Here is a 24,400-nt window from a genome sequence, read left to right as displayed (position 1 = left end):
GAAGGATCCATGATGGCAGCGCCCTATTCCCTCGGCATCGATATCGGGGGCACCTTCACCGACCTGGTGGTGCTGGACCCGCGCGACGGGCGCGCGGTGATCTGGAAGGAGAGCACCACGCCCGACGACCCGGCCCGCGGCACCATGGCGGGCACGCGCGCCGTGCTGGAGAAGGCCGGCATCGGGCCGGGCGAGATCGGCCGGGTGGTGCATGCGACGACACTCTTCACCAATGCGCTGATCGAGCGGAAGGGCGCGCGGACCGGCCTGCTGACGACGGCGGGCTTCCGCGACACGCTGGAGATCGGGCGGGAGCGGAAATACGAGCTCTACGACCTGTTCATCGAGATGCCGAAGCCGCTCGTCCCCCGCCCCTGGCGGCGGGAGGCGGCGGAGCGGCTGGCGCCCGATGGCAGCGTGGAGCGGCCGCTCGACCTCGACGCCGCGCTGCGGGAGGTGGAGTCGCTGGTGGCGGCGGGCATCGAGAGCCTCGCCGTGGTCTTCCTGCACGCCTATGCCAACCCGGCGCATGAGCGGGCGGTGGCGGAGGCGGTGGCGAAGCGCTTCCCGGCGCTGTCGCTCTCCCTCTCCTCCGACATCGCGCCCGAGATCCGGGAATACCCCCGCGCCAGCACCACCGTCGCCAATGCCTATGTGCGGCCGCTGGCAGAGACCTATCTGGCCCGGCTGGAGGGCGCGCTGCGGGAGGCCGGCATTCCGGGGCGGCTCTTCCTCATGCTCTCCAATGGCGGGCTGACGCATGTGGAGGAGGCGAAGCGCGCCCCGGTGCATCTGCTGGAAAGCGGGCCCGCGGCCGGGGCGCTCGCCGGCGCCTGGTTCGGCCGCCATGCCGGGCTGGACCGGGTGCTGGCCTTCGACATGGGCGGCACCACGGCGAAGCTCGCTTTGGTGGATGATGGCGAGCCGCTGGTCGCCTGGGGCTTCGAGGCGGCGCGGGAGAAGCGCTTCCTACGCGGCTCCGGCCTGCCGATCCAGATCGCCACGGTGGAGCTCATCGAGATCGGCGCCGGCGGCGGCTCCATCGCCAGGCGCAGCGGGCTTGGCACGCTGCAAGTGGGGCCGGAGAGCAGCGGGGCGCAGCCCGGGCCCGCCTGCTATGGCCGCGGCGGGGCGGAGCCGACAGTGACGGATGCCGACCTGTCGCTCGGCTATCTGAACGCGGAATTCTTCCTCGGCGGCGCGATGCGGATCGACGCGGCGGCCTCCGAGGCTTCGCTGGGCCGGCTGGCGGGGGCGCTCGGCGTGGCCGGGGAGCGCGCCGCCTTCGGCGTGCATGACGTGGTGAACGAGAACATGGCGGGTGCGGCGCGCGTCGCCATCGCGGAACGCGGCCGCATCCCGGCGGAATATGCGCTGCTGGCGACCGGCGGCGCGGCGCCGGTGCATGCCTGGCATGTGGCGCGGAAGCTCGGCGTGACGCGCGTCGCCTGCCCGCCGGGCGCCGGGGCGGGCAGCACCATCGGCATGCTGATGGCGCCCGCCCGGGTGGACCGCGTCGCCAGCTTCAACGCGCCGCTCTCAGGCGCCGACTACGCCGCGGCCGGGCGCGTCTTCGCGGCGCTGGAGGCGGAGGCGCTGGCGGTGCTGCGGGAGACGGGGGCGGCCGAGGACGGGCGCGTGGCGCGGCGGCTGGCGGATATGCGCTATATCGGCCAGGGCAGCGAGATCACCGTGGCGCTGCCGGAGACGTTGACGGAAGCCCCGGTGCGCGCCGCCTTCGAGGCCGCCTACCGCCGGCTCTTCGCCCGCACCCCGCCGGGCGCGGCGGCGCAATTCGTCGCCTTGCGGCTCTCCCTCACCGCACCCATGCCCGGCGCCGGCGGCACGCTGCGCCTGCCGCAGCACGCCGGCAGCACGGCGCGGAAGGGCGAGCGGCCGGTCTTCTTCCCCGATGCCGGCAAGACGCTGCCGACCGCGGTCTATGACCGCTACGCCCTGGCCCCCGGCGCCGAGGTGGCAGGGCCGGCGGTGTTCGAGGAAGACGAGAGCACCTTCATCATCGGCCCCGGTGCCAGCGCCCGCGTGCTGGCGGATGGCACCATCCTGGCGGAGATCGCGCCGTCCGATGACCGCAGCGCCGAAGGGCGCGGAGGTCTGAATCGGCCGGCGCAGGAGGAGAAGCGGTAATGGCCCGCACTTTCGATGCCGTGGAGCTGGAGCTGCTCTGGCGCCGCCTGATCTCCCTGGTGGACGAGGCGGCGGCGGCGCTGGTGCGCACCAGCTTCTCCACCCTGGTGCGGGAGAGCTACGATTTCTCCTGCATCGTCACCGATGCCGCCGGGCAATCCCTGGTGCAGGCGACGGAAAGCATCCCTTCCTTCATCGGCACGCTGCCGGAGACGGTGAAGCATTTCCTGAAGGCCTATCCGCCGGAGACGTTGGCGCCGGGCGACGTGCTCATCACCAACGACCTCTGGCTCGGCACCGGCCATTTGCCGGACATCACCGTGGCCAAGCCGATCTTCCTCGATGGCCGTCTGGTGGCCTTCAGCGCCTCCACCGCGCATGCGCCGGATATCGGCGGCAAGATCCGCAGCCCGGAGCCGCGCGAGGTGTTCGAAGAAGGGCTGCAGATCCCGCCCCTCAAGCTCATGCGCGGCGGCGCCACCGACGAGACGCTGGTGGCGATGATCCGCAAGAATGTCCGCACCCCGGACCAGACCATGGGCGATCTCTGGGCCCAGGTGGTGGCGCTGGACCTCATGGAGGACCGCCTCCTCGGCCTGATGCGGCAATACGGCCTGCCGGACCTGACGGACCTCGCCGCCGAGATCCAGGGCCGCTGCGAGGCGGCGATGCGCGAGGCGATACGCGCCCTGCCGGACGGCACCTACCACAGCGAGCTGCAGACCGATGGGCTGCTGGACAAGCCGGTGACCATCCGCATGGCGCTGACCATCGCCGGCGATGCCATCAGCATGGATTTCGCCGGCACCGACGCCCAGGTGGATCGGGCCATCAACTGCGCCTATTGCTACACCTATGCCATGTGCATGTACGGGGTGAAGGTCTGCACCAACCCCTCCCTGCCGAACAATGAAGGCGCTTGGCGGCCGATCAGCGTCACGGCGCCGCCGGGCAGCATCGTCAACCCGGTCTTCCCGGCCTCCGGCGGCTCCCGCATGCTGATCGGGCATTACCTGCCGATGCTGGTCTTCGGCTGCCTCGGCCAGGTGGTGCCGGAGCGGGTGATGGCCGCCTGCGGCTCCCCCATGTGGGGCATGAACCAGTCGGGCGTCCGGGACGGCAAGCCTTTCGCCAACATGTTCTTCTTCAACGGCGGGATGGGCGGCAATGTGCGGGGGGATGGCGTCACCACGCTTTCCTGGCCCTCCAACGTCTCCTCGACCAGCATCGAGATCAGCGAGCACATCGCCCCCTTGCGCTTCCACCACAAGACGCTGCGGCCGGACAGCGGCGGGCCGGGGCGGCATCGCGGCGGGCTCGGGCAGGAGATCGAGGTGGAGAGCCTGAGCGACACACCGATCGCCGTCTCCTTTCTCGCCGAGCGCACCATCTTCCCGGCCTTCGGGATCGAAGGCGGCAAGCCTGGGGCGCCGGGCGAGTTGCGCATCAATGGCGAGCGCACCGACCCGAAGCGGCAATACGTCCTGCTGCGGGGCGACCGGGTGACGCTGCGGACGCCCGGCGGCGGCGGCCATGGCGCACCGTCGGAGCGCGACCCGGCGGCGCTCGCCCATGATCTGACGCATGGCTATGTGACGGAGGCAGAAAGCTACCGGCGATGAGCGCGACCGGCCTGCTGCTCTTCGCCACCGCCTATCTGGCGGTGGTGATCCTGCCCGGGCCGGCGGTGACGGCGCTGGTGGCGCGGGTGCTGGCCCGCGGCCTGGGCGGAGCGCCCGCCTTCATTGCGGGCTGCGCCGCCGGTTCCCTGCTGTGGTTCGCGGTGGCGGCGGCGGGGCTGGCCGCGTTGGCCGCCAGCTTCGCGCCACTCTTCCAGGCGGTGCGCTATGCCGGCGCGGCCTATCTGCTCTACCTCGCCTGGAAGCTCTGGCGCTCCGCCACCCAGCCGATAAAGGCCGCGCCGCAGCCGGATGGCGCGGGGCGGCTGTTCCTGGCGGGGCTGTCGATCAATCTCGGCAATCCGAAGGCCGTGGTGTTCTTCCTGGCACTGCTGCCCTCGGTGGTGGACATGGCGGGGCTGACGCTGACGGGCGCGCTGGAACTGGCCCTGGTGATCGCCGCCATCGTCGTGGCGGTGTTCGCTGGCTATGCCCAGGCCGCCTCGCGCGCGCAGCGCTTCTTCACCTCGCCCCGCGCCCTGCGGCTGGCGAAGCGCGGCAGTGCGGTTGCGATGGCCGGTGCCGCTACGTCCATCGCCGCGCGCTGAGGATCGGGCCGGGGCGCCGCTGGAGCGAGTTCACGCCGACAGGGCCTGCGTGAACTCGGTTTAGAGCAGATCGCCGTAGGACGGCATCGCCCGAAGGCGTGAATCTGCTCTGCAAACAAAGGCGTAGAGCGCTGTCGGTGAACGCATGTGAACCGAAAATGCTCTAGCCCTTCATCGCGTTGCATTGCCTGGGCCGCCAAGCGAGGCCGCCTGACCTGAAGCCACCCTACCCGCCCCTGCCCTGCGACCGCATCCAGGCATCCTGCGCTGGCGTGGCCACGGGGTTGCGCCAGCGCTGCTCGTAATAGGGCGCCATGCGCTGCCATTCCGCCCAGAGGCGGCGGAGATCGGTGATGGCATCGGCGGAGAAATCCACGCGCAGATCGACCAGCGGATGCGCCTCCACATGGTGGACCTTCACCGCAGCGGAGCGCTCTGGCAGCGGTCCCTCCGCTCCCACCTGGCCGCCCGCTTTGCGGGCGCCTTCCAGGGCGTGCAGCAGCCGCTCCGCCAGGGGCTCTCCGGCGGCGGCCATGAAGCCGGCCACCATGGCCTGCACCACCCCCTCCCCGGCCAGGACATTGCCGCAGGCGACGCAGCCCGGCCCCTCCGCCTGCCCGGCCCAGCCGCGGCAATGCGGGCCGGTATGCCCCACCGCGCGGCCCGCGCCATCCACCAGGCTGATCTGCCGCCAGGCGAAATCCGGGTCGCTGGCAGCGAGGCGCGCCATCACCTCCGGCGCCGGCAGCCCCTCCTCTAGCAACCGGATGCCGAGGAGACTCAGCGGCGGGCTGGCGAAGCCCTGGCTCATGATGGCGCCCCGCCCGGTGGCCGCCCGGGCGCGGGCGCCGCAGGCCAGGGAATAGGTGGCGACGGCGACGCCGACCGCGCCGGTCTCCGGGCAGTACGCGGCGATGCTGAAGGTCATGGCACGGTTCCCCCTTGTCCCCGCATCATCGCCCGGACCGCGAGGGCGGTCAGCCCGCCCACTCCTCCCGCAGCGCATTCGCCTGGTGCACCGCCACCGCCGTCAGGTTGACGATGCCGCGCGCCGTCACGCTCGGCACCAGCACATGGATCGGCTTGCGCATCCCGAGCAGGATCGGCCCCACCTGCAGCCCGTCTGCCGCCGCCTTCAGCAGGTTGAAGCTGATATTGGCGCTGTCGAGGTTGGGGAAGACCAGCAGGTTGGCGGTGTCGCTCAGGGTGCTCTCCGGCACCGCCCGGGCGCGGATCGCCGGCACCAGCGCGGCATCCGCATGCATCTCGCCATCCACCTCCAGCCCCGGCGCCCGTTCGCGGATCAGCCCCAGCGCCGCCCGCATGGTGCGCGCCGTCGGGGCGTGGGAGGCGCCGAAGGAGGAATGGCTGAGCAGGGCGACCTTGGGCGTGATGCCGAAGGCATGCACCTGCTCGGCCGCCAGCAGCGTCATCTCGGCAATCTGCTCCGCGCTGGGCTCCACCAGCAGATGGGTATCCACGAAGAACAGCGTGCCGGTGGGGATGATGACGGCCGAGAGCGCATAGACCCGCCCCGCATCCTCCCGCTTGCCGATCACGTCATAGGCGTAGTGCCATTGCCGCATCCAATTGCCGCTGCCGCCGACCAGCGCGGCATCGACCAGCCCGGCCTCCAGCAGGACGGCGGCGGTGACGGCCGCGCGGGTGCCGACGCGCCGCGCCGCCGCCTCCGGCGGCACGCCGCGGCGGGCAACTTTTTTCTGGTAGAGGCTGATCAGCGGCTCGAACACCGCGCGATCAAGATTGGGGTCGAGGATCTCGACCGACTGGGAGAAATCCATGCGCAGCCCCATGGCCCGGGCGCGGGCCTCGATCACCTCCCGCCGCCCGATCAGCACCGGCTCGGCGATCCCCTCATCGAGCACGGTCTGCACGGCGCGCAGCGTCCGCTCATCCTCGCCTTCGGCATAGGCGACCCGACGGGGGGCCTGGCGGCCGGCCTCGAACATCGGCCGCATCAGGTAGCCGGAGCGGAAGACGAAGCGCTCTAGCTCCCGCCGGTAGGCGGCGAAATCGGCGATGGGGCGGCGGGCGACTCCGGTCTCCATGGCGGCGCGCGCCACGGCCGGCGCGATCTCGAGGATCAGCCGCGGGTCGAAGGCGCGGGGGATGATGTAGTCCGGGCCGAAGACCGGGGCATGGCCGCCATAGGCCGCCGCCACCACCTCGCTCGCCTCGACGCGGGCGAGCGCCGCGATGGCGTCGGCGGCCGCCACCTTCATCGCCTCGTTGATCGCCGTCGCGCCGACATCAAGGGCGCCGCGGAAGATGAAGGGGAAGCAGAGGACGTTGTTGACCTGGTTCGGGTAGTCGCTGCGGCCGGTGGCGACGATCGCATCCGGCCGCGCCGCGCGCACGGCTTCCGGCAGGATCTCCGGTTCCGGATTCGCCAGGGCGAGGACCAGCGGCTTCGGCGCCAGCTTGCCCAGCCATTCCGGCTTCAGCACCCGCGGGGCGGAGAGGCCGAGGAAGATATCGGCGCCCTCCAGCACCTCCTCCAGAGTCCGTGCCGCCGTCTCCCTGGCGTACTTCGCCTTGTAGGGATCGAGGTCGTTGCGCCCGGTATGGACGACGCCGTTGATGTCGCAGACCGTGACGTTCTCTCGCCGCAGCCCCATCTCCACCAGCAGGTCGAGGCAGGCGAGCGCCGCGGCGCCGCCGCCGGTGTTCACCAGCTTCACCTCCTCGATCCGCTTGCCCTGGAGGACGAGGCCGTTGCGGACCGCGGCGGCGACGATGATGGCGGTGCCGTGCTGGTCGTCATGGAAGACCGGGATCCGCATGCGCTCCCGCAGCACCCGCTCGACCTCGAAGCATTCGGGGGCCTTGATGTCCTCGAGGTTGATGGCGCCGAAGGAGGGTTCGAGGGCGGCGATGACCTCGATGAGCTTCTGCGGGTCGCGCTCCTCCACCTCGATGTCGATGGAATCGATGCCAGCGAATTTCTTGAAGAGGACCGCCTTGCCCTCCATCACCGGCTTGCCGGCCAGCGCGCCGATGGCGCCGAGGCCGAGCACGGCGGTGCCGTTGGAGATGACGGCGACGACATTGCCGCGCGCGGTGTAGTCCCAGGCGGCATCCGGGTTGGCGGCGATTTCCTCGCAGGCGGCGGCGACTCCGGGGGAGTAGGCGAGGGCCAAGTCGCGCTGGGTGGCCATGCGCTTGGTCGGCTCGATCGCCAGCTTCCCCGGCCGCGGGAAGCGGTGGTAGTCGAGTGCAGCGCGGCGGAAATCCTCGTCCATGCAGTCACCTCCGGCGGAGACACTGGAGCAGCCCCGATCGCATGGATCACGTCGCGAGCCGCCAGGTCAGGGGCAGGCTGCTCCAGATACTTCACTTTCTGAAGCGGGGCATCCCGCCAGGCGATTCCGCCTGATCGGAGGCCCGCTCTGGAGCAGCCCCCGACCTGATGGATCGCGCCGTGAGCCATCAGGTCGGAGATAAGCCGCTTCGGATATTGTATTTTCTGGAGCATATCCAGTCAGGTGGCTCCCCCTGGTCGGATATTGCTTTAGGCCTATTAGGGACTGGGCGAGGCGGGGGGCAGGCGAGGGATTTTTGTGCTGGGCAGGAGGGCGGCGCAGCCAAGGCTGGTTGCCTTGGCAAGCCGACCGACGCCCCCAAGGCGAAAAAGACCCGCCAGACCGACCCGAGGCCCATTCGCTAACAGGCCCTAGCCCAGGGCGGCGCCGCCTCCCATCCAACCGGCTTTAGGACAGAGGCACGGCCTGTAACGGCTGCAGATCCACCACCGCCCTTTCCTTCCCCGTCAGCGGCCGGGCGGCGACGGCCTGAAGAATGATCGCGACCTCCGCCTCCCCAGGCTCAGGGATATGGATCTTCAGGAAGGAGCTTCCGATGCCGTCCCCGAGTTGCGTGGCGGCCGCGCTGAAAACCTCGCCGCCCAGCAGGACCCGGAGCTCGAGGAAAAGCCGGGCGCAGTCGGGGACCGCGATGCCGGCCAGGCATTCGACGGCAAGGCTGCGCCTGACGCCGCGCAGCTCCCAGCGGAGCTCGGCTGGCTGGGCGCCGGGGCGCGCGGCATGCAGCCGGTACCGGTCGCCCTCGATCAGCCGCGACCAGCCATTGCCGTTCTCCAGCCGGACCACGCCATGGGCGAATTCCTCCCGGCTCGTGGTGAGGCCCGGCGTGCGGTTGGATGGGAATGGCAGGGGCAGCGTCCCGTCCCGCGCCTTGAGCAGTTCCAGCTCACGGATCAGCCTGAGCCTTTCCCCTCGCAGGTATTCGCGGGACTGCAGGTAGTGATAGGCGGCGACGGCAAGCTGCCGCTCGCGCTCGAGGGCGTGGCGATGGACCGCCATGAGGGCGGCGACGGCGGCGGCGGGCTTGGCGTTCGCGCTTCGCTCCAGGATCTGCCGCACATAGGGCTCCAGCCGGTAGGTCTGCAGCAGCGTCTCCGGCCAGGCCTGCGCCGCGCGGCGGGCGGGCCGGAAGCCGCCGAGCAGCTCCGCCGCAATCTCCGCTGCGCCGAGCTTGCGGCCGCAGCACCGGCCCGAGAAATTGGCCTGGGCGCAGGCGGTGAAATTCGCCTCGAGCAGCCATCCCGGGCCGCCCAGATGGTCGTAGACATAGACGGGGCGGCGGGCGAGCAGGCTGTACTGCACGCTCTTGCCGATGGTGACGACCGCATCAGTCCGGGCGAAGTGCTCGGGCGCCATCCGGATGTTCTCGATGCCGCCTTCGGCGCCGTAATGGACCACCTCCACCCCGGCCTCGCGCAGCAGCCCGGCGGCGTCCAGCAGCTCCGGCGGCGCGTGGTTGGAGATGATGGTGAGGTGCCGCAGCACCTCCCCTGCCCTCGCCTCCCCGGCGAAGCGGGAGGGCGCGGCGTTGTGGAAGACCCAGGCCCGCTCGGCGTCGAGGCCGAGCCCGGTGAAATGCGCTGCCGCTTCCGGCGAGCAGTACATGAAGTGGTCGGCGATCAGGTCCTCCAGCATCCCCGGCCCGGCGAGGACGAATTTCAGGTCCAGATGGGCGAAGAGGCAGAGCGTCCGTGGCCGGGAATGCTCGTCGATCGTCAGGTCCAGGGTTGGGGCGACCTGGGTCTGCAGCCAGGCGATGTCGTAGTCGAACAGGCGGACCCGGCCAGGATGGGGCAGGATATGCGCGCCGGCTTCCTGCGCCACCTCCCGCATCGGCGAGCCGTGGACATGCGCCGTCAGGTCGCACGCCACGCCATGCTCCCGCAGGCATTCCAGCAATTCGAGGGCAACCAGTTCCGAGCCGGCGAGCTGCGCGAGGGCTGAGGTCGCAATCAGGGCTTTCATCCCGTTCCTTTCGACCGCGGCCATCGGGGGCGACAGAGTGGGAGAGGCCGCGGCTTGCGGCCAATCCGGCGCTGGGATGGCGGGCCGCGCCGGCCCTGGTGCCGGGCGGGGCTGCCGCCTATGTCTGATGCCTGACCTGCCGCCAGGGCCCCGGAGAATGACATGGCTGGGCCGAAGGGCATCGCGCCGGCGTGCCGGGCTGGCGGGCGGCGGCATGCGGAGAGAAATGGTGCGGTCGAGAAGATTCGAACTTCCACGGGGTTTCCCCCACCAGCACCTCAAGCTGGCGCGTCTACCATTCCGCCACGACCGCGAACCGGGTAGGAGGCGCGCCTATAGACGATGACCTTGCCCCGATCAACTGCCCCCACGCCCCTTTGGCGCATCGCCGAGGGGCTGACCCCCTATCCCGAAGCCCTCGCCACCATGGAAGCCCAGGTGGCGGGCATCCACGCCGGCACGGCGGAGGAGCTGGTCTGGCTGGTGGAGCACCCGCCCACCTACACCGCCGGCACCTCCGCCGCGGCGGAAGGGCTGCTCGATCCGCGCTTTCCGGTCTTCAAGGCCGGGCGCGGCGGGCAATGGACCTATCACGGGCCCGGCCAGCGCACCGCCTATGTGATGCTGGACCTCACCCGGCGCGGCCGCGACGTGCGGGCCTATGTCCACAATCTGGAGGAATGGGTGATCCGGGCGCTCGACCGCTTCAACGTGAAGGGGGAGCGGCGGGAAGGCCGCGTCGGCATCTGGGTGGTGGATAAGGCGCGAGGGACGGAGGACAAGATCGGCGCCATCGGCGTGCGCGTCACCCGCTGGGTGACCTGGCACGGCATTGCGCTGAACGTGGACCCGGACCTCACGCATTTCGGCGGCATCGTGCCCTGCGGCATCAGCCAGTATGGCGTCACCTCGCTGCACCGGCTGGGCATCCCGGCGACGATGGAGGAGGCGGATGCTGCGCTGATGGCCGCCTGGACCGAGGTGTTCGGTTGAGGGAGCGGCGCTGCTCCCTCACCGCCCCGACTTGCGCTGCACCCTGCTTCACCGGCTCGGTCGAGGCGGCCGGCTGAACCGCCGCGTCCTTACCCATGCCTTCCAAAGGCCCTTCGGCCTTTGGTGGGGTGGGTGCGAGAGCCACGGCACTGCCGCGACGCTCCGCTCGGCCTACCTCCCCTCGATCGGGTATTGCGGGTCATTGTAGCCCGGCGTGCTGGGATGCCCCGGCGCCACCAGCCGGTCCACCAGCGCCTCATCCTCCGGCGAGAGGCGGAAGCTCAGCGCCGCCAGGTAATCCTCCAGATGCGCCATGGTCCGCGGCCCCAGCACGGCGCCGGTGACGTGGCGGTTGGCCAACACCCATTGGATGGCGAAATGCGCCGCGCTCGTCCCCCGCGCCTCGGCATGCGCCCGAAGACGTTGCGCGATCTCCAGTGATTCCGGCCGCAGCTCCGTCTCCAGCATCCGCCTGTCCTGGCGGGCGGCGCGGCTGCCGGGCTCCGGCGTCTCGCCCGGCCGGTACTTCGCCGTCAGCACGCCGCGGGCCAGCGGCGAATAGGGGAACACCGCGAGCCCATAATAGGCGGCGGCGGGAAGCTGCTCGACCTCCGGCTGGCGGTTCATCAGGTTGTAGTAGGGCTGGGAGACCACCGGCCGGTCGATGCCCATCTGGTCGCAGAGCCGGCAGATCTCGGCGATGCGCCAGGAGCGGTAGTTGGAGACGCCGAAATGCCGGACCTTCCCCGCATGCACCAGCTCCGCCAGGGCCCGCACCGTGGTTTCCAGCGGCGTCGCATGGTCCTCCTTATGCAGATAGAGCACGTCGATGAAATCGGTGCCGAGGCGCTTCAGGCAGGCTTCCGTCCCCTGGATCACCCATTTGCGGGAGAGGCCGCCTTCGTTCGGCCCCTTCCCCACCCGGTTGGCGATCTTGGTCGCCAGCACCCAGGCATGGCGGTTGCCGGCGATGGCGGCGCCCACCACCTCCTCCGACGTCCCGCCATTGTAGCCATCCGCGGTGTCGAGGAAGTTGATCCCCGCCTCCGCCGCACGGGCGATGAGGCGCTGGCTCTCCGCGGCATCGGTCGGGCCGCCGAACATCATGGTGCCGAGGCAGTAGCGGCTGACCTTGATGCCGCTGCGGCCGAGCATGCGGTATTCCATGGCGTTCTCCCCTGGGGCTCGCGGGCTGGGCATGGCGTGGATGGCGACGCGTGGTGCCGCCCCATCGCTGCATGTCCGCCCCTTGATGCTGCGGATGCGAAGCCTGGGTCCGGGCGCGGCCGGGCGTCAAGCCGGGTCTGGTCACGGCGGCTGTCCCCGCCTGTGCGATGGAGGTGGACGGCCACCGCTCAAAGCCGCCACCGGGCCTGCCGGCAGCGTCGAGGCCCGATGCCGGGGCCGGGCGCTTCGCCTGCTCCGCCGCCCGCGCCTCGCCTGCGCCATCGGCGAAGCGCCGCGCCATCTCCGCCACCGGCATGACACGGGCGGTGGAGGCCGCCAGGATGATCAGCGTCGCGCGATGCACCTCGGCGTTGGGCATCGGCCCGAAGCCCCGGTCCGGGTAGTCGTAGGTCGCGGTGGCATCGGACAGGAACACCACCCGGTAGTTGCGGAACATCGCATCCCGGCCCGTGGCGTGGCAGCAATTCTCCGTCGCGGTGCCAGAGATGATCACCGTCTCGGTGCCCCATTCCCGCAGGATGACGTCGAGGTCGGTGCCGACGAAGCCGCTGTAGCGGCGCTTCTTGATGACATGCTCGTTCGGTTGCGGCGCGAGGTCCGGGTAGATCTCGATGCCCGGCGTGTCGGCCACCAGCGCGGCGCGGCTGGCGATCGGCGGGTGCATCTTGGACAACCCCGTGTCGCAGCCGTCGCGCCGGTACCCATGGGCCGTACAGATGACCCTGATGCCGCGGTCGCGGCAGATCCGCAGCGCCTCGCCAGCCGCGGGACCATGGCCCGTGCCGCCGGGGTTTCCATGGGAGCGCCTTCGGCGACGAAGTCGTTCTGCATGTCGACGACGATCATCGCCGCCATCCTGGGGTCGATTGTGTCGATCTGCATGGCCGCCCGCCAGTGCCGCCCGCTTGGCCTCAGGGAGCCTTAAGCCAGCATCCCGGAGAGCCCGGGCGGCCTGGGCCTGCTCGGCCCGCCACGGCTCGCGCGGCAATGGAATTCGGCTGCCGGATGGCCTCTGTCTCGGGCGCCCCGCCGCACCGGGGCGCCCCTGCGGACCACTCAACCCCGGCGCTGCGGATTGCGGCAGCGCCGCCTGGCTATCCGGGGCTGGCGTTCAGGCGAAGGCGTAGCGGTCCAGTGCCAGATCGGTGTGCTCGATCTCCGGCGCCCGCCCGGTCAGCAGATCCGCCAGCAGCCGCCCGCTGCCGCAGGCCATGGTCCAGCCCAGCGTGCCATGGCCGGTGTTCAGGTAGAGGTTCCGGTAGCGCGTCGGCCCCACCACCGGCGTGCCGTCCGGCGTCATCGGGCGCAGGCCGGTCCAGAAGCTCGCCTTCGCCAGGTCGCCGCCCTCGGGGAAGAGGTCGCCGACGGAATGCGCCAGCGTCTCCCGCCGCGGCGCGCGCAGCTTCAGGGAGAAGCCCGCCAGCTCCGCCGTGCCGCCGACGCGGATGCGGTCGCCTAGGCGGGTGATCGCCACCTTGTAGGTCTCGTCCATCACGGTCGAGACCGGCGCCGCCTCTTCCTTGGTGATGGGCAAGGTCAGGGAATAGCCCTTCACCGGATAGACCGGCACCTGCACGCCGAGCGGCCGCAGCAGCGCCGGCGAGTAACTGCCCATCGCCACCACATAGCGGTCCGCGGTGAAGCGGCCCTGATCGGTGGCGACGCCCACCACTTCGCCCGCCTCGGTCTCGAGCCCCTGGACCGTCACGCCATAGCGGAAGGTGACGCCGGCCGCCGCGGCCAGCGCGGCCAGGCGCTGGGTGAAGACATGCGCATCGCCCGTCTCGTCGCCCGGCAGGCGCAGCCCGCCGACGAATTTGTCGGCGACGCGCCCCAGCGCCGGCTCGGCGCCGATGCAACCCGCCGGATCCAGCAGCTCATAGGGCACCTGGAACTGGTCGAGCACCGCCGTGTCCTCGCCCACCGCATCGAGCTGCTTCTGAGTGCGGAAGAGCTGCAGCGTGCCCTGCATGCGCTGGTCATAGGCGATGCCGGTCTCGGCCCGCAGCTCCTTCAGCACGTCGCGGCTGTATTCCGCCAGGCGCACCATGCGGCCCTTGTTCAGGCCGTAGGCAGCGGCGGTGCAATTGGCCAGCATCTGGCCCAGCCAGCGATAGAGCCCCTGTTCGAGCTGCGGCCAGATGACCAGCGGGCGGTAGCGCATCATCAGCCATTTCAGCGCCTTGACGGGGATGCCGGGACCCGCCCAGGGGGCGGAATAGCCGGGCGAGACCTGGCCGGCATTGGCGAAGCTGGTTTCCATGCCGGCCGCCTTCTGGCGGTCCAGCACCGTCACCTCATGCCCCGCCTTGGCCAGGAACCAGGCGCTGGTCACCCCCACCACGCCGCTGCCGAGCACGATCACGCGCATCGCCGCCTCCAACCCGTATCGGCAGCAAGACTATGAAAGGATGGCGCGAATTTCCCGCCGATGCGTCGAACCCCCTGCCATCGGCGGCGGTTCCGTTGCATATTATGCCAGGAATTCGCAGGATCTTGCGTGCACGCCCTGGACGACACCGACCGCGCCCTGATCCGCCTGCTGCGGGCGGATGCGCGGATGAGCAATGCCAAGCTGGCCGAGCAGGTGGGCCTGTCGCCCTCCGCCTGCCTGCGCCGGCTGCGGCTGCTGGAGCATCGCGGCGTGATCCGCGGCTACACCGTCGTGCTGGAGGAGGCGCCGGCGCGGGAGGGGGTGGTGGTCATCGTGCAGATCACCCTGGAACGCCAGACGGATGAGCATCTGAAGCGCTTCGAGCAGGCGGTGCGGCGCTGCCCGGAGGTGCGGGAGTGCTACCTGATGACCGGCATCGCCGACTACCTGCTGCGCGTCGAGGCGCGCGATGCGGCGGATTATGAGCGCATCCACAAGGAGGCGCTGTCCCGCATGCCAGGTGTGGCACGCATCCAGTCCAGCTTCGCCATCCGCAGCGTCATCCGGGGGTAGGCTCCTGGCCGGGCATGTCGTCGGTGAGGCACGCTTCCGCGTGCGCTCGATCCCGTCGAGCGCACCTCAAGCCCAGGCCATGGGGCGGTTGCCGTGTCAAGGATGCGCCGAAGGCGCACCGCGCGTCGCGCCGGAGGCGTGCTGTTCGCACGACGCGCCTGCGTCCTTGACACGAAAACCGCCCCATGGCCCTCGCGAATAATCGCCTTCGGCGGTGTCGAAGGCGCGTGAAGGCGCCTTCGATCAACGGGGCCACGGATCAACCGGGCTGTCCTCCGCTTGGCGGCGGCGGCTCCTCCGAAGCAGAGAGGCGACGCAGGATCAGGAGGGCGGCATGGCGGCGCGGGTGATCGCGGTGGCGCGGGATGGCGGGCATCGCTTCTCCAAGCACCTTTTCCCGGAGATCACGCTGGTGGCGGGGCTGGGCGTGGCCGGCGATGCGCATGCCGGCGTGACGGTGCAGCACCGCTCCCGCGTCAGGGCCGGGCCGGGCCAGCCCAATCTGCGCCAGGTGCATCTGATGCAGAGCGAGCTCTTCGCCGAGCTGGCGGCGAAGGGCTTCCGCGTCGCGGCAGGCGAGCTGGGCGAGAATGTGACCACCGAGGGGATCGACCTGCTCGCCCTGCCGACCGGCGCGGTGCTGCATCTCGGGGAGGCGGCCCGGGTGGAAGTGACCGGCCTGCGCAACCCCTGCGGCCAGATCGAGCGCTTCCAGCCCGGGCTGCTGGCCGCGGTGCTGGACCGCGATGCGGCGGGCGGGCTGGTGCGCAAGGCCGGCATCATGGGCGTGGTGCTGGCGGGCGGCACGGTCAGGCCAGGCGATGCGATCCGCGTGACGCTGCCGGCCTTGCCGCACCGGAAGCTGGAGCGCGTCTGACCGAAGGAAGCCCCGGCAGTCCCACCGCCGAACTCAAGGGGTCCAGGGGCTTTCGGCCCCTGGCGGGGAGAGCTTGAGAGGGGCAGGGCCCCGCTCAACACCGGCGCTGCCGCCCGATCACCCCAGCCGCCACCGCCCTTTCTCCACCGTGGCGAAGAACGCCGCCACTTCCCGGTTGAAGGCCGCCGGCTCCTCCAGGTTGATCGCATGGCCGGTGCGCGGCTGCATCCAGAGGCCCGCATTCGGCAGCACCGATTTCAGCCAGACATTGGTCTCGATGCAGGGCCAATCCTCGTCACCCACCACCAGCAGGGTCGGCACCTGCATCTGCCGCAGCTCCGCCTCCCAGTCGAAGATCGAGTCGCGCTCCCCCTGGTAGTGCTTCATGGTCAGCCCGGTGCCGAGGCCGGAATGCTGCGCCAGCCGCTCCATATAGGCGGCCCAGCCGCGCGGGTCCTTCTTCTTCAACTGGATGCGGGTCGGGGAATGGCCGGTCTCCTCCGCCATCTCACTCTTCCAGCCCTGGGCGATCAGCTTCTCCCCCCGCTCCTGGCAAGCGGCGCGGAAGGCCGCCTGCTCCTGCTTCGGGGAGCCGCTGCCGGCGCCGGCCGGCACCAGTGCCGTCGCCATTCCCGGATGGCGGATGCCGAAGAGCAGCGTGGCGAAGCCGCCCATGGAAAGGCCCACGATATGCGCCTTCTCGATGCCCAGGTGCTTCAGCACCGCGACGGCATCCGCCACGGCGAAATCCTGGCCATAGAGCTTCGGGTCGGAGGGCACCTCGGAGGGCGGGTAGCCCCGCGCCGAATAGGCGATGCAGCGGTATTCGCGGGAGAAGAACCGCATCTGGTCCTCCCATTCCCGGTGATCGGCGCCGAATTCATGGATGAACAGGATGGGGTGGCCGGTGCCGGCCTCCTCGTAATACAGGCGCGCACCTTCTGCGGGGGCGTAGGGCATGGCGGTTCCTCCTTCCTCGGTGCCGATCCTGCCGCGTTTTGCGCTGCGGAACAGCCCCCTCGACAGCGGGCGCCGCACGGGCGAGGCTGGGCGCCAAGCCAGCCATGCCACGCGACGCGGTCGAAGCGCACCGCCATCCCCTGCTCCGCCTCATCGGCAACCCGGATATCCGCCGCCTCTGGGCGGTGGGGGCGCTGGCCAATGCCATGCGCTGGGTGGAGATCCTGGTCGCCTCCGTCTTCACCTTCGAGGCGACGGGCTCCGCCTTCGCCACCTCCCTGGTGGTCATGGCGCGCTCCGTGCCCATGCTGCTGGCCGGCGCCTTCACCGGGGCGATCGCCGAGGTGCTGGACCGCCGCAAGCTGCTGATGTGCGGCCAGGCGGCGACGGCGCTCAGCACCGCGGCGATCGCCGCCCTTGCCTTCGCCGGCGCGCTGGAGGTGTGGCACCTTGGGCTGGCGGCGCTGCTGGCCGGGCTGGTCTGGACCGGCGAGATGGCCTCCCGCCGCCGCATGCTGAGCGAGGCGGCGGGGGAGGAGGATTTGGTCCAGGCCATGGCACTGGACACCACCACCGCCCACACCACCCGCATGATCGGGCCGCTGCTGGGCGGGGTGCTGTATCAATGGCTCGGCATCGGGCCGGCCTTCGCCCTCGCCTCCGCCTGCTATGGCTGCACCTTCCTCATGCTCTCCGGCGTGCGGCTGCCGCAGGCGCGGCGGGCCTTCCGGCCGCGCCAGGTGCTGCTGGACATGGCGGAGGGCGTGGCGCTGGTCCGTCGCCTGCCGGTGCTGCGGGTGGTGGTGGTGGCGACGGTGGCGATGAACGTCTTCGCCTTCAGCTTCGCCAGCGTGCTGCCGGCGCTCGGCACAAGGGCCTATGGCGCGATGCCGGCGCAGATCGGCCTGCTGACGGCGGCGGAGCCGATGGGCGCGCTGCTGGCCGGGCTGGCGCTGGCGGCCGGGCGCCGGGCCTGGCTGTCGCCGCTGGCGCTGCTGGGCGGCTGCGCCGTCTTCATGCTGGCCCTGCTGCTGCTGCCGTTGATGCCGGCCTTGTGGCTGGCGGTGGGGCTGCTGGCGCTGGGTGGTCTCGGCACCGCGCTCTTCGGCGCGCTGCAGACCGCCCTGGCGGTAACCGCCTCGCCGCCCGAGGCCCGGTCCCGCGTGCTGGGGCTGGTGACGACCTGCATCGGCACCGGGCCCTTCGGCGTGCTGCTGACCGGGGCGCTGGCGGATGCGCTGGGGCCGCAGGCGGGCATCCCTATCATGGCGGCGCTGGGGCTGGCGCTGCTGCTGGGGGGCGGGGCGCTGGCGATGCGGGGACCGGCCCAGGCGCGCTGAGCCGGATCAGGGCCCGCGCCGCAGCGGGACAGCGTCCCATACCGGCCCCGCGACATGCCGACCGATGTCGGCCCTTGGGTACGCGGCCGCGACACCGGCCCGGCGCGCGATACCCGGCTCGGAACGTCCTGACCTTCCGCGCCGGGTCTCACTGGCCGGAGATAAGCGGCTCTGGTTGCTATATTTTTGCAGGGCAGGCCATCCGGGCGGGCGATTCCCCCAGGCTCGATCCTGCCCTAATGCTGCGGCGTGGCCTCCCCCGCCATCGGTGAGAAGGGCGGCGAAGGGTGGATCATCGCCGTGTCTCTCCTGCAGCGCCTGGGCGCCCTGGCCACGGGCAACACCGGCGGCGTCGCCATGATGCTGCTCGGCGTGCTGCTCTTCGCGGTGAACGATACGCTGGGCAAATGGCTGGTGGGGGCCTATGCCGTCGGGCAATTGCTGCTGGTGCGCAGCATCGCCGGGCTCTGCGCCATGGCGCCCTTCATCCGGACGCTTGGCCCCTACGCCTTCCTCCGGGCGCCGCGCCCGGGGTTGCAGCTCCTGCGCGCCATCTTCTCGACGCTGGAGGGAGCGCTCTTCTTCTGGGCCCTGACCGAGCTGCCGCTGGCGGAGGTCATGACCTACTACATGGCGGGCCCGATCTACGTGACCGCCCTCTCCCCCTTCCTGCTGGGCGAGCGGGTGGGCTGGCGCCGCTGGACGGCCGTGGCGGTGGGCTTCCTCGGCGTGGTGCTGGCGCTGCACCCCTCGCCCGGGTCGCTCTCCCTCGGCGCCATCTGCGCCCTGGTCGGCAGCTTCAGCTACGCCCTGTTCCTCATTGCCACCCGCAAGCTGGCCGGCACGCCGGGCACGGTGCTGATGACGGCGCAGCTCCTGGCGGCGCTGGCCTTCGGCGGCGCGCTGGTGCTGGTCCAGGGCTGGACGCCGCCCGGGATGCTGGATCTGGTGCTGATGCTCTTCCTCGGCATCGGCTCGCTCTGCGGCAATCTCTGCGTGAACCAGTCGCTGCGGATGGCGCCGGCCTCCGTGGTCGTGCCCTACCAGTACACGCTGATCCTCTGGGGGATGCTGTTCGGCTACCTGTTCTTCGGCGAGGTGATGGGGCCGCTGCCCCTGGCCGGGGCCGTCATCATCATCGGCGCCGGGCTGTTCATCTTCCTGCGGGAACAGTATCTCCGCCGGCAGGCGGTCTGACCCGCCGCGGTGGCAAAGGGGCGCCGCGAGGGCGGCAGCCCCGTGCCCTTTCAGGCGTGAAGCCTGCGGATCAGAACGGAATGTCGTCGTCCAGGTCGCTGCCGCCGCCCTTCGGCTTGCTGTCCCAGCCGCCGCCACTGCCGGAGGAGCGCCCGCCGCCGCCATAGCCGCCGCCCGAGGACCGGCCGCTGCCGCGCTCGCCATAGCCGCCGCCCTCGCCCGCCTCGCCGCCGCCGCGGCCATCCAGCAGCGTCAGTTCGCCGCGGAAGCGGCTGAGCACCACCTCCGTGGTCTCCCGCTCATTGCCGTCCTTGTCGGTGTATTTCCGGGTCTCGAGCTGGCCTTCGAGATAGACCTTGCTGCCCTTGCGGAGGTATTTCTCCGCGATCTCCCCGAGCTTCTGGTTGAAGATCGCCACCCGGTGCCACTGGGTCTTCTCCTTCCGCTCGCCGGAGGCGCGGTCGTTCCAGCTCTCGCTGGTGGCGACGGAGAAGGTGACGACACGGTCGCCGGACTGCATGTTGCGGGCCTCGGGGTCACGCCCCAGATTGCCCACCAGGATCACCTTGTTGACGCTGCCGGCCATGCCGTAGATCTCCGAATTGCCGTCCGCCAGGCGGGCGGGTGCGCCGCCTTCCCGGTGGTCGGGCCGCCTTTACGGCGAGTCTGCCCGCCAGCCTAGCGGTGCGGCCCCTGCCCCGCCACAGCCTTGCGGCGCGTCCCCGGCCTGGCGCAGGACGACCCTTCCCTTGCCGCTGATATAGTGGCATCAACACAAGAACACAATGCGAACACGGGCACCGCCCGTTGGAGCCACCCCGCAGATGGCCAACCCCACCCCATTGCCCCCGTCTGGCCTGATCCGCATCCGCGGCGCCCGCACGCACAATTTGAAGAACCTGGACCTGGACCTGCCGCGGGGCACGCTGACGGTCATCACCGGGCTTTCGGGCAGCGGGAAATCCTCCCTCGCCTTCGATACGATCTACGCCGAGGGCCAGCGCCGCTACGTCGAATCCCTCTCGGCCTATGCGCGGCAATTCCTCCAGCTCATGCAGAAGCCGGATGTGGACAGCATCGAGGGGCTGAGCCCGGCCATCTCCATCGAGCAGAAGACCACCAGCCACAACCCCCGCTCCACCGTCGGAACGGTGACCGAGATTCACGACTATATGCGGCTGCTCTGGGCGCGGGTCGGCGTACCCTACAGCCCGGCCACCGGCCTGCCGATTGAGGCGCAGACCGTCTCCCAGATGGTCGATCGCGTCCTCGCCATGCCCGAGGGCACCCGCCTGCTGCTGCTGGCCCCCGTCGTCCGCGGCAAGAAGGGCGAGTACCGCAAGGAGCTGGCGGAGTGGCAGCGCCGCGGCTTCGAGCGGGTGAAGGTGAACGGCACGCTGCACCTCATCACCGAGGTGCCGGCGCTGAACAAGAAGCTGAAGCACGACATCGAGATCGTGGTGGACCGCATCGTGGTGCGGGACGGCATCGCCCCGCGCCTCGCGGACAGCTTCGAGACCGCCCTCGCCCTCGCCGACGGCATCGCCTATGCGGAGAATGCGGATACCCAGGAGCGCACCGTCTTCAGCGCCAAATTCGCCTGCCCCGTCTCCGGCTTCACCATCGAGGAGATCGAGCCGCGGCTCTTCTCCTTCAACTCGCCCCAGGGCGCCTGCCCCTCCTGCGACGGGCTCGGCACGGAGAGCTTCTTCGACCCCGAGCTGGTGGTGCCGGATGAGCGGCGGAGCCTCGCCGAAGGTGCCATCATGCCCTGGGCCGGCACGCAGTCGCCCTATTACGACCAGACCCTGGAAAGCCTCGCCCGCCACTTCAAGGTGAAGATGACGGATGCCTGGGGCGACCTGCCGCAGAAGGTGCAGGACGGCATCCTGCGCGGCACCGGCGCCGAGGTCGTGACGCTGAAATACAAGGACGGGCTGCGCGCCTATGAGGTGAAGAAGCCCTTCGAGGGCGTGCTGCCGAACCTCGAGCGCCGCTACCGCGAGACCGACAACCCCTGGGTGCGCGAGGATCTGACGCGCTACCAGGCCGAACGCCCCTGCCCGGCCTGCAACGGTCATCGGCTGAAGCCGGAGGCGCTCTCGGTGAAGGTCGCCGGCAAGCACATTGGCGAGGCCTCCGAGCTTTCCATCCGCAAGTCGCGGGAGTGGTTCTCCACGGTGATGGCGACGCTGACGCCGCAGCGCCAGGAAATCGCCCGCCGCATCCTGCGGGAGATCGAGGAAAGGCTGCAATTCCTTGTGGATGTGGGGCTGGACTACCTTTCCCTCGCCCGCTCCTCCGCCACCCTCTCGGGCGGCGAGAGCCAGCGCATCCGCTTGGCGTCGCAGATCGGCAGCGGCCTCACCGGCGTGCTCTACGTGCTGGACGAACCCAGCATCGGCCTGCACCAGCGGGACAATGAGCGGCTGCTGGCGACGCTGCGGCGGCTGCGCGACATCGGCAACACGGTGCTGGTGGTGGAGCATGACGAGGACGCCATCCGCGCCGCCGACCATCTGGTGGATATCGGCCCGGCGGCGGGCGCCGGCGGCGGCCGCGTCATCGCCCAGGGCACGCCGGCGGAGGTCGCCGCCAACCCCGTGAGCCTGACCGGCGACTACCTCTCCGGCCGCCGCCGCATCGAGGTGCCGGCGACGCGCCGCAAGATCGACCCGAAGCGCGCGCTGAAGGTGGTGGGCGCCACCGGCAACAACCTGAAGGACGTGACCGCCAGCTTCCCGCTCGGCACCTTCACCTGCGTCACCGGCGTCTCCGGCGGCGGCAAATCCACCCTGGTGATCGAGACGCTGTACAAGGCCGCGGCGCGCCGCCTGATGGGCGCCGGCACCGTGCCCGCGCCGCATGGGCGGATCGAGGGGCTGGAGCTGCTCGACAAGATCATCGACATCGACCAGTCGCCGATCGGCCGCACCCCGCGCAGCAACCCAGCGACCTATACCGGCCTCTTCGCCCCGATCCGCGACTGGTTCAGCGAGCTGCCGGAAAGCCGCGCCCGCGGCTACAAGCCCGGCCGCTTCAGCTTCAACGTCAAGGGCGGCCGCTGCGAGGCCTGCCAGGGCGACGGCGTCATCAAGATCGAGATGCACTTCCTGCCGGACGTCTACGTCACCTGCGATGCCTGCAAGGGCAAGCGCTACAACCGCGAGACGCTGGAGGTGAAGTTCCGCGGCAAGAGCATCGCCGATGTGCTGGAGATGACGGTGGATGAGGGCGTGGAGTTCTTCTCCGCCGTCCCCGCCATCCACGACAAGCTGAAGGTGCTGCGCGAGGTCGGCCTCGGCTACATCCATCTCGGCCAGCAGGCGACGACGCTCTCGGGCGGCGAGGCGCAGCGCATCAAGCTCTCCAAGGAGCTTTCCCGCCGCGCCACCGGCCGCACCCTCTACATCCTCGACGAGCCGACCACCGGCCTGCATTTCGAGGATGTGCGCAAGCTGCTGGAGGTACTGCACGCGCTGGTGGAGGCGGGCAACACGGTCGTGGTCATCGAGCACAATCTGGAGGTCATCAAGACCGCTGACTGGATCCTCGACCTCGGCCCCGAGGGCGGCGATGGCGGCGGCCGGATCGTGGCCAGCGGCACGCCAGAGGAGGTGGCGGCCGCGCCGGAAAGCCATACCGGCCGCTTCCTCGCCCCGCTGCTGCCTGCGCAGGGACTCGAACAGGCGCCGCCGGCCAGGAAGCGCAAGCGCGCCTGAACCGAAACGGGAACGGCTTCCGCCGAAGTTACGCAGAACGCGAATTTCGCAAGAAGCATGCGCCTTCTCCGCGAGTCGTGATCCCGCCCGCGCGATCGGCGATCCCGCTTTCGTGTTGTCCTGCGGTAACGCCGCGCATCGGCGCGCAGCGCCGGCATCGGCGGAGGAGCCTTGCGCATGGCCAATATCGGGTTCGGAACGCTCGCCAGCGATGGGCTGGGCGCCGGGACGACGAATGTGATTCTCTTTGGCCTGGAGGGCGACGACACGCTCGCGGGCGGCGCCGGTAGCGACCTCCTGGCCGGCGACAGCGGCAATGACAGCCTGACGGGCGGCGCGGGCGACGACATGCTGCATGGCGGCGCGGACAACGACACCATCGACTCGGGCACGGGCAGCGACTCGGTCCTCGGCGCGGCCGGGGACGATGTGATCCTCGGCCTGGAGGGCGCCGATACGGTGGATGGCGGCGCGGGCAACGACGTCATCACCGGGAATGACAGCATCGGCGACCTCGTCCTCGGCGGCCTCGGCAACGACACCGTTTTCGGCGGCGATCTGGCGGCCGACACCCTCTCCGGCGGCGCCGGCGACGATTTCCTCGCCGCCTTCTCGACCATGGCGGCGGCCGCGACGGCCGGCGACAGCATCTCCGGCGATGCGGGGAACGACCTCATCCTCGGCGGCGCGGGTGCCGACACCATCATCGGCGGCCTCGGCGACGACACGCTGGGCGGCGGCCTCGGCGCCGATCTCTTCCGCTTCGACCTGGCGCTGCCGGGCGGCCACGACCTGATGCTGGATTTCGACCCGGCGGCGGATGTGCTGCAGCTGCTGAACCTGGCGCCGGGCTTCGACCCGCTGCTGGCGCTGACGGACAGTGCCTCCGGCGCCGTGCTCACCCTGGGCGAGGGCACCACCCTCACCTTCATCGGCCTGACGGCGGCGGATTTCACCGCGGCGACCTTCGCCGTACCGGGCACCGCGATCGCCAGCCAGGATCCACTCTGACCGGGACCGCCCCGGATATCGGGCAGGAGGGTCCTGTCAGTCCCGAAGGCTGACGCTGCGAAGCCATGCCGGTAGCGGCTGAGCATGACCGATCAATCGCCCCTCGGCCGCCCGACGGGCCGCGGGCTGCGTGCACAGCCCCGGCCGATGACCGATGCCGCTCCCGCTCCCTGGTCGGAGTTGTCTCCCCTCCCCGGCGGGATCGAATCCATGGGCGGGACCTCCTGGGTTCCCCTCACACCCGCCCGCGCAGCCCGGCCCACATCACCGCCGCCCGGTCGCCGAAGCCGCGCGCCGCCGGCACCTCCCGCCCCTTCGCCAGACGCTGCAGGTCGCGCCTTGCCAGCACCAGCGGCAGGGCGGCCGCCACCGCGCCGCGCGGCAGGCGGCGCAGCCCAGCCGCCAGCGGCGCCAGGCCGGGCAGCGCCGCCTGCGCCAGCCGCGCCACCACCTGCCGCACCGCCGGGGCGTCGGGCGTCGC

General features: G+C 70.7%; 17 protein-coding genes, 1 tRNA gene and 2 pseudogenes. 10 read left to right on the top strand and 10 right to left on the bottom strand.

Translation table 11 applies throughout. The annotated features are described in order from the left end of the window. Positions 1–9 precede the first annotated feature (9 nt). The 3 genes from NJ376_RS08615 to NJ376_RS08605 are packed head-to-tail and all read left to right on the top strand — an operon-like array spanning position 10 to position 4,375. The gene (locus tag NJ376_RS08615) at positions 10–2,148 is read left to right on the top strand and encodes a hydantoinase/oxoprolinase family protein (protein ID WP_252952834.1); all 2,139 of its coding nucleotides are present in this window, start codon (positions 10–12) and stop codon (positions 2,146–2,148) included. Then, positions 2,148–3,770, top strand: coding sequence for a hydantoinase B/oxoprolinase family protein (locus NJ376_RS08610; RefSeq protein WP_252952833.1), 1,623 nt, complete (start codon positions 2,148–2,150; stop codon positions 3,768–3,770). The genes NJ376_RS08615 and NJ376_RS08610 overlap by 1 nt, the downstream gene beginning before the upstream one ends. Beyond that, entirely contained in the window at positions 3,767–4,375 is a 609-nt protein-coding gene (locus tag NJ376_RS08605; RefSeq protein WP_252952832.1) for a LysE family translocator, read from the top strand. Before NJ376_RS08610 ends, NJ376_RS08605 begins: the two co-directional genes overlap by 4 nt. A 226-nt stretch (positions 4,376–4,601) precedes the next feature. Here the strand turns inward: NJ376_RS08605 and NJ376_RS08600 are convergent, their stop codons facing one another. The 4 genes from NJ376_RS08600 to NJ376_RS08585 all read right to left on the bottom strand — a co-directional run bounded on the left by NJ376_RS08600 (position 4,602) and on the right by NJ376_RS08585 (position 9,997). After that, on the bottom strand, positions 4,602–5,303 hold the full coding sequence (locus tag NJ376_RS08600) for a DUF1028 domain-containing protein (RefSeq protein WP_252952831.1): 702 nt from the start codon (positions 5,301–5,303) through the stop codon (positions 4,602–4,604). A 49-nt stretch (positions 5,304–5,352) separates the two neighbouring features. After that, positions 5,353–7,638, bottom strand: coding sequence for an NADP-dependent malic enzyme (locus NJ376_RS08595; protein ID WP_252952830.1), 2,286 nt, complete (start codon positions 7,636–7,638; stop codon positions 5,353–5,355). Positions 7,639–8,106: 468 nt separating this feature from the next. Further along, positions 8,107–9,684 carry a hypothetical protein gene (locus NJ376_RS08590; protein WP_252952829.1) on the bottom strand — a complete coding sequence of 526 codons (1,578 nt, stop codon included), beginning with the start codon at positions 9,682–9,684 and terminating at the stop codon, positions 8,107–8,109. 227 nt (positions 9,685–9,911) lie between these two features. After that, positions 9,912–9,997, bottom strand: a tRNA-Leu gene (locus NJ376_RS08585). 29 nt (positions 9,998–10,026) lie between these two features. Between NJ376_RS08585 and lipB the strand changes: the two genes are divergently transcribed. Further along, on the top strand, positions 10,027–10,677 hold the full coding sequence (gene lipB, locus NJ376_RS08580) for a lipoyl(octanoyl) transferase LipB (protein WP_252952828.1): 651 nt from the start codon (positions 10,027–10,029) through the stop codon (positions 10,675–10,677). Between the two features lie 171 nt (positions 10,678–10,848). Here the strand turns inward: lipB and NJ376_RS08575 are convergent, their stop codons facing one another. From NJ376_RS08575 to NJ376_RS08565, 3 genes and pseudogenes are all read right to left on the bottom strand, one after another. Then, on the bottom strand, positions 10,849–11,844 hold the full coding sequence (locus NJ376_RS08575; protein WP_252952827.1) for an aldo/keto reductase: 996 nt from the start codon (positions 11,842–11,844) through the stop codon (positions 10,849–10,851). Positions 11,845–12,271: 427 nt separating this feature from the next. Then, a pseudogene (locus NJ376_RS29235) lies at positions 12,272–12,853 on the bottom strand (cysteine hydrolase family protein); the annotation flags it as partial. A gap of 123 nt (positions 12,854–12,976) precedes the next feature. After that, positions 12,977–14,236 carry a D-amino acid dehydrogenase gene (locus NJ376_RS08565; RefSeq protein ID WP_252952825.1) on the bottom strand — a complete coding sequence of 420 codons (1,260 nt, stop codon included), beginning with the start codon at positions 14,234–14,236 and terminating at the stop codon, positions 12,977–12,979. A gap of 129 nt (positions 14,237–14,365) precedes the next feature. Between NJ376_RS08565 and NJ376_RS08560 the strand changes: the two genes are divergently transcribed. Together NJ376_RS08560 and NJ376_RS08555 are read left to right on the top strand one after the other, a co-directional pair. Continuing rightward, complete coding sequence (locus NJ376_RS08560) at positions 14,366–14,812, top strand: Lrp/AsnC family transcriptional regulator (RefSeq protein WP_370288100.1); 447 nt, start codon at positions 14,366–14,368, stop codon at positions 14,810–14,812. Between the two features lie 334 nt (positions 14,813–15,146). Then, positions 15,147–15,689 carry an MOSC domain-containing protein gene (locus tag NJ376_RS08555; RefSeq protein WP_305879967.1) on the top strand — a complete coding sequence of 181 codons (543 nt, stop codon included), beginning with the start codon at positions 15,147–15,149 and terminating at the stop codon, positions 15,687–15,689. Between the two features lie 117 nt (positions 15,690–15,806). On the opposite strand, the gene NJ376_RS08550 is transcribed toward NJ376_RS08555, so the two are convergent. Beyond that, positions 15,807–16,649, bottom strand: a complete 843-nt coding sequence (locus tag NJ376_RS08550; RefSeq protein WP_252952824.1) for an alpha/beta fold hydrolase — start codon at positions 16,647–16,649, stop codon at positions 15,807–15,809. 104 nt (positions 16,650–16,753) lie between these two features. On the opposite strand from NJ376_RS08550, the gene NJ376_RS08545 reads away from it, so the two are divergent. Together NJ376_RS08545 and NJ376_RS08540 are read left to right on the top strand one after the other, a co-directional pair. Beyond that, positions 16,754–17,989, top strand: a complete 1,236-nt coding sequence (locus NJ376_RS08545) for an MFS transporter (protein ID WP_252952823.1) — start codon at positions 16,754–16,756, stop codon at positions 17,987–17,989. A gap of 300 nt (positions 17,990–18,289) precedes the next feature. Beyond that, positions 18,290–19,186, top strand: coding sequence for a DMT family transporter (locus tag NJ376_RS08540; protein ID WP_252952822.1), 897 nt, complete (start codon positions 18,290–18,292; stop codon positions 19,184–19,186). Positions 19,187–19,256: 70 nt separating this feature from the next. On the opposite strand, the gene ssb is transcribed toward NJ376_RS08540, so the two are convergent. After that, complete coding sequence (gene ssb / locus NJ376_RS08535; RefSeq protein ID WP_252952821.1) at positions 19,257–19,772, bottom strand: single-stranded DNA-binding protein; 516 nt, start codon at positions 19,770–19,772, stop codon at positions 19,257–19,259. Between the two features lie 238 nt (positions 19,773–20,010). On the opposite strand from ssb, the gene uvrA reads away from it, so the two are divergent. After that, entirely contained in the window at positions 20,011–22,908 is a 2,898-nt protein-coding gene (gene uvrA, locus NJ376_RS08530) for an excinuclease ABC subunit UvrA (RefSeq protein WP_252952820.1), read from the top strand. A 177-nt stretch (positions 22,909–23,085) separates the two neighbouring features. Then, positions 23,086–23,919 carry a calcium-binding protein gene (locus tag NJ376_RS08525; protein ID WP_252952819.1) on the top strand — a complete coding sequence of 278 codons (834 nt, stop codon included), beginning with the start codon at positions 23,086–23,088 and terminating at the stop codon, positions 23,917–23,919. Between the two features lie 235 nt (positions 23,920–24,154). On the opposite strand, the pseudogene NJ376_RS08520 reads toward NJ376_RS08525, so the two are convergent. After that, positions 24,155–24,400, bottom strand: a pseudogene (locus tag NJ376_RS08520) (squalene/phytoene synthase family protein); the annotation flags it as partial.

The organism is Siccirubricoccus soli, assembly GCF_024178315.1.
Classification (GTDB): Bacteria; Pseudomonadota; Alphaproteobacteria; order Acetobacterales; family Acetobacteraceae; genus Siccirubricoccus; species Siccirubricoccus soli.
The sequence above is the reverse complement of the archived record's forward strand: the minus strand, read 5'-3'. Positions and strand labels throughout refer to the sequence as shown.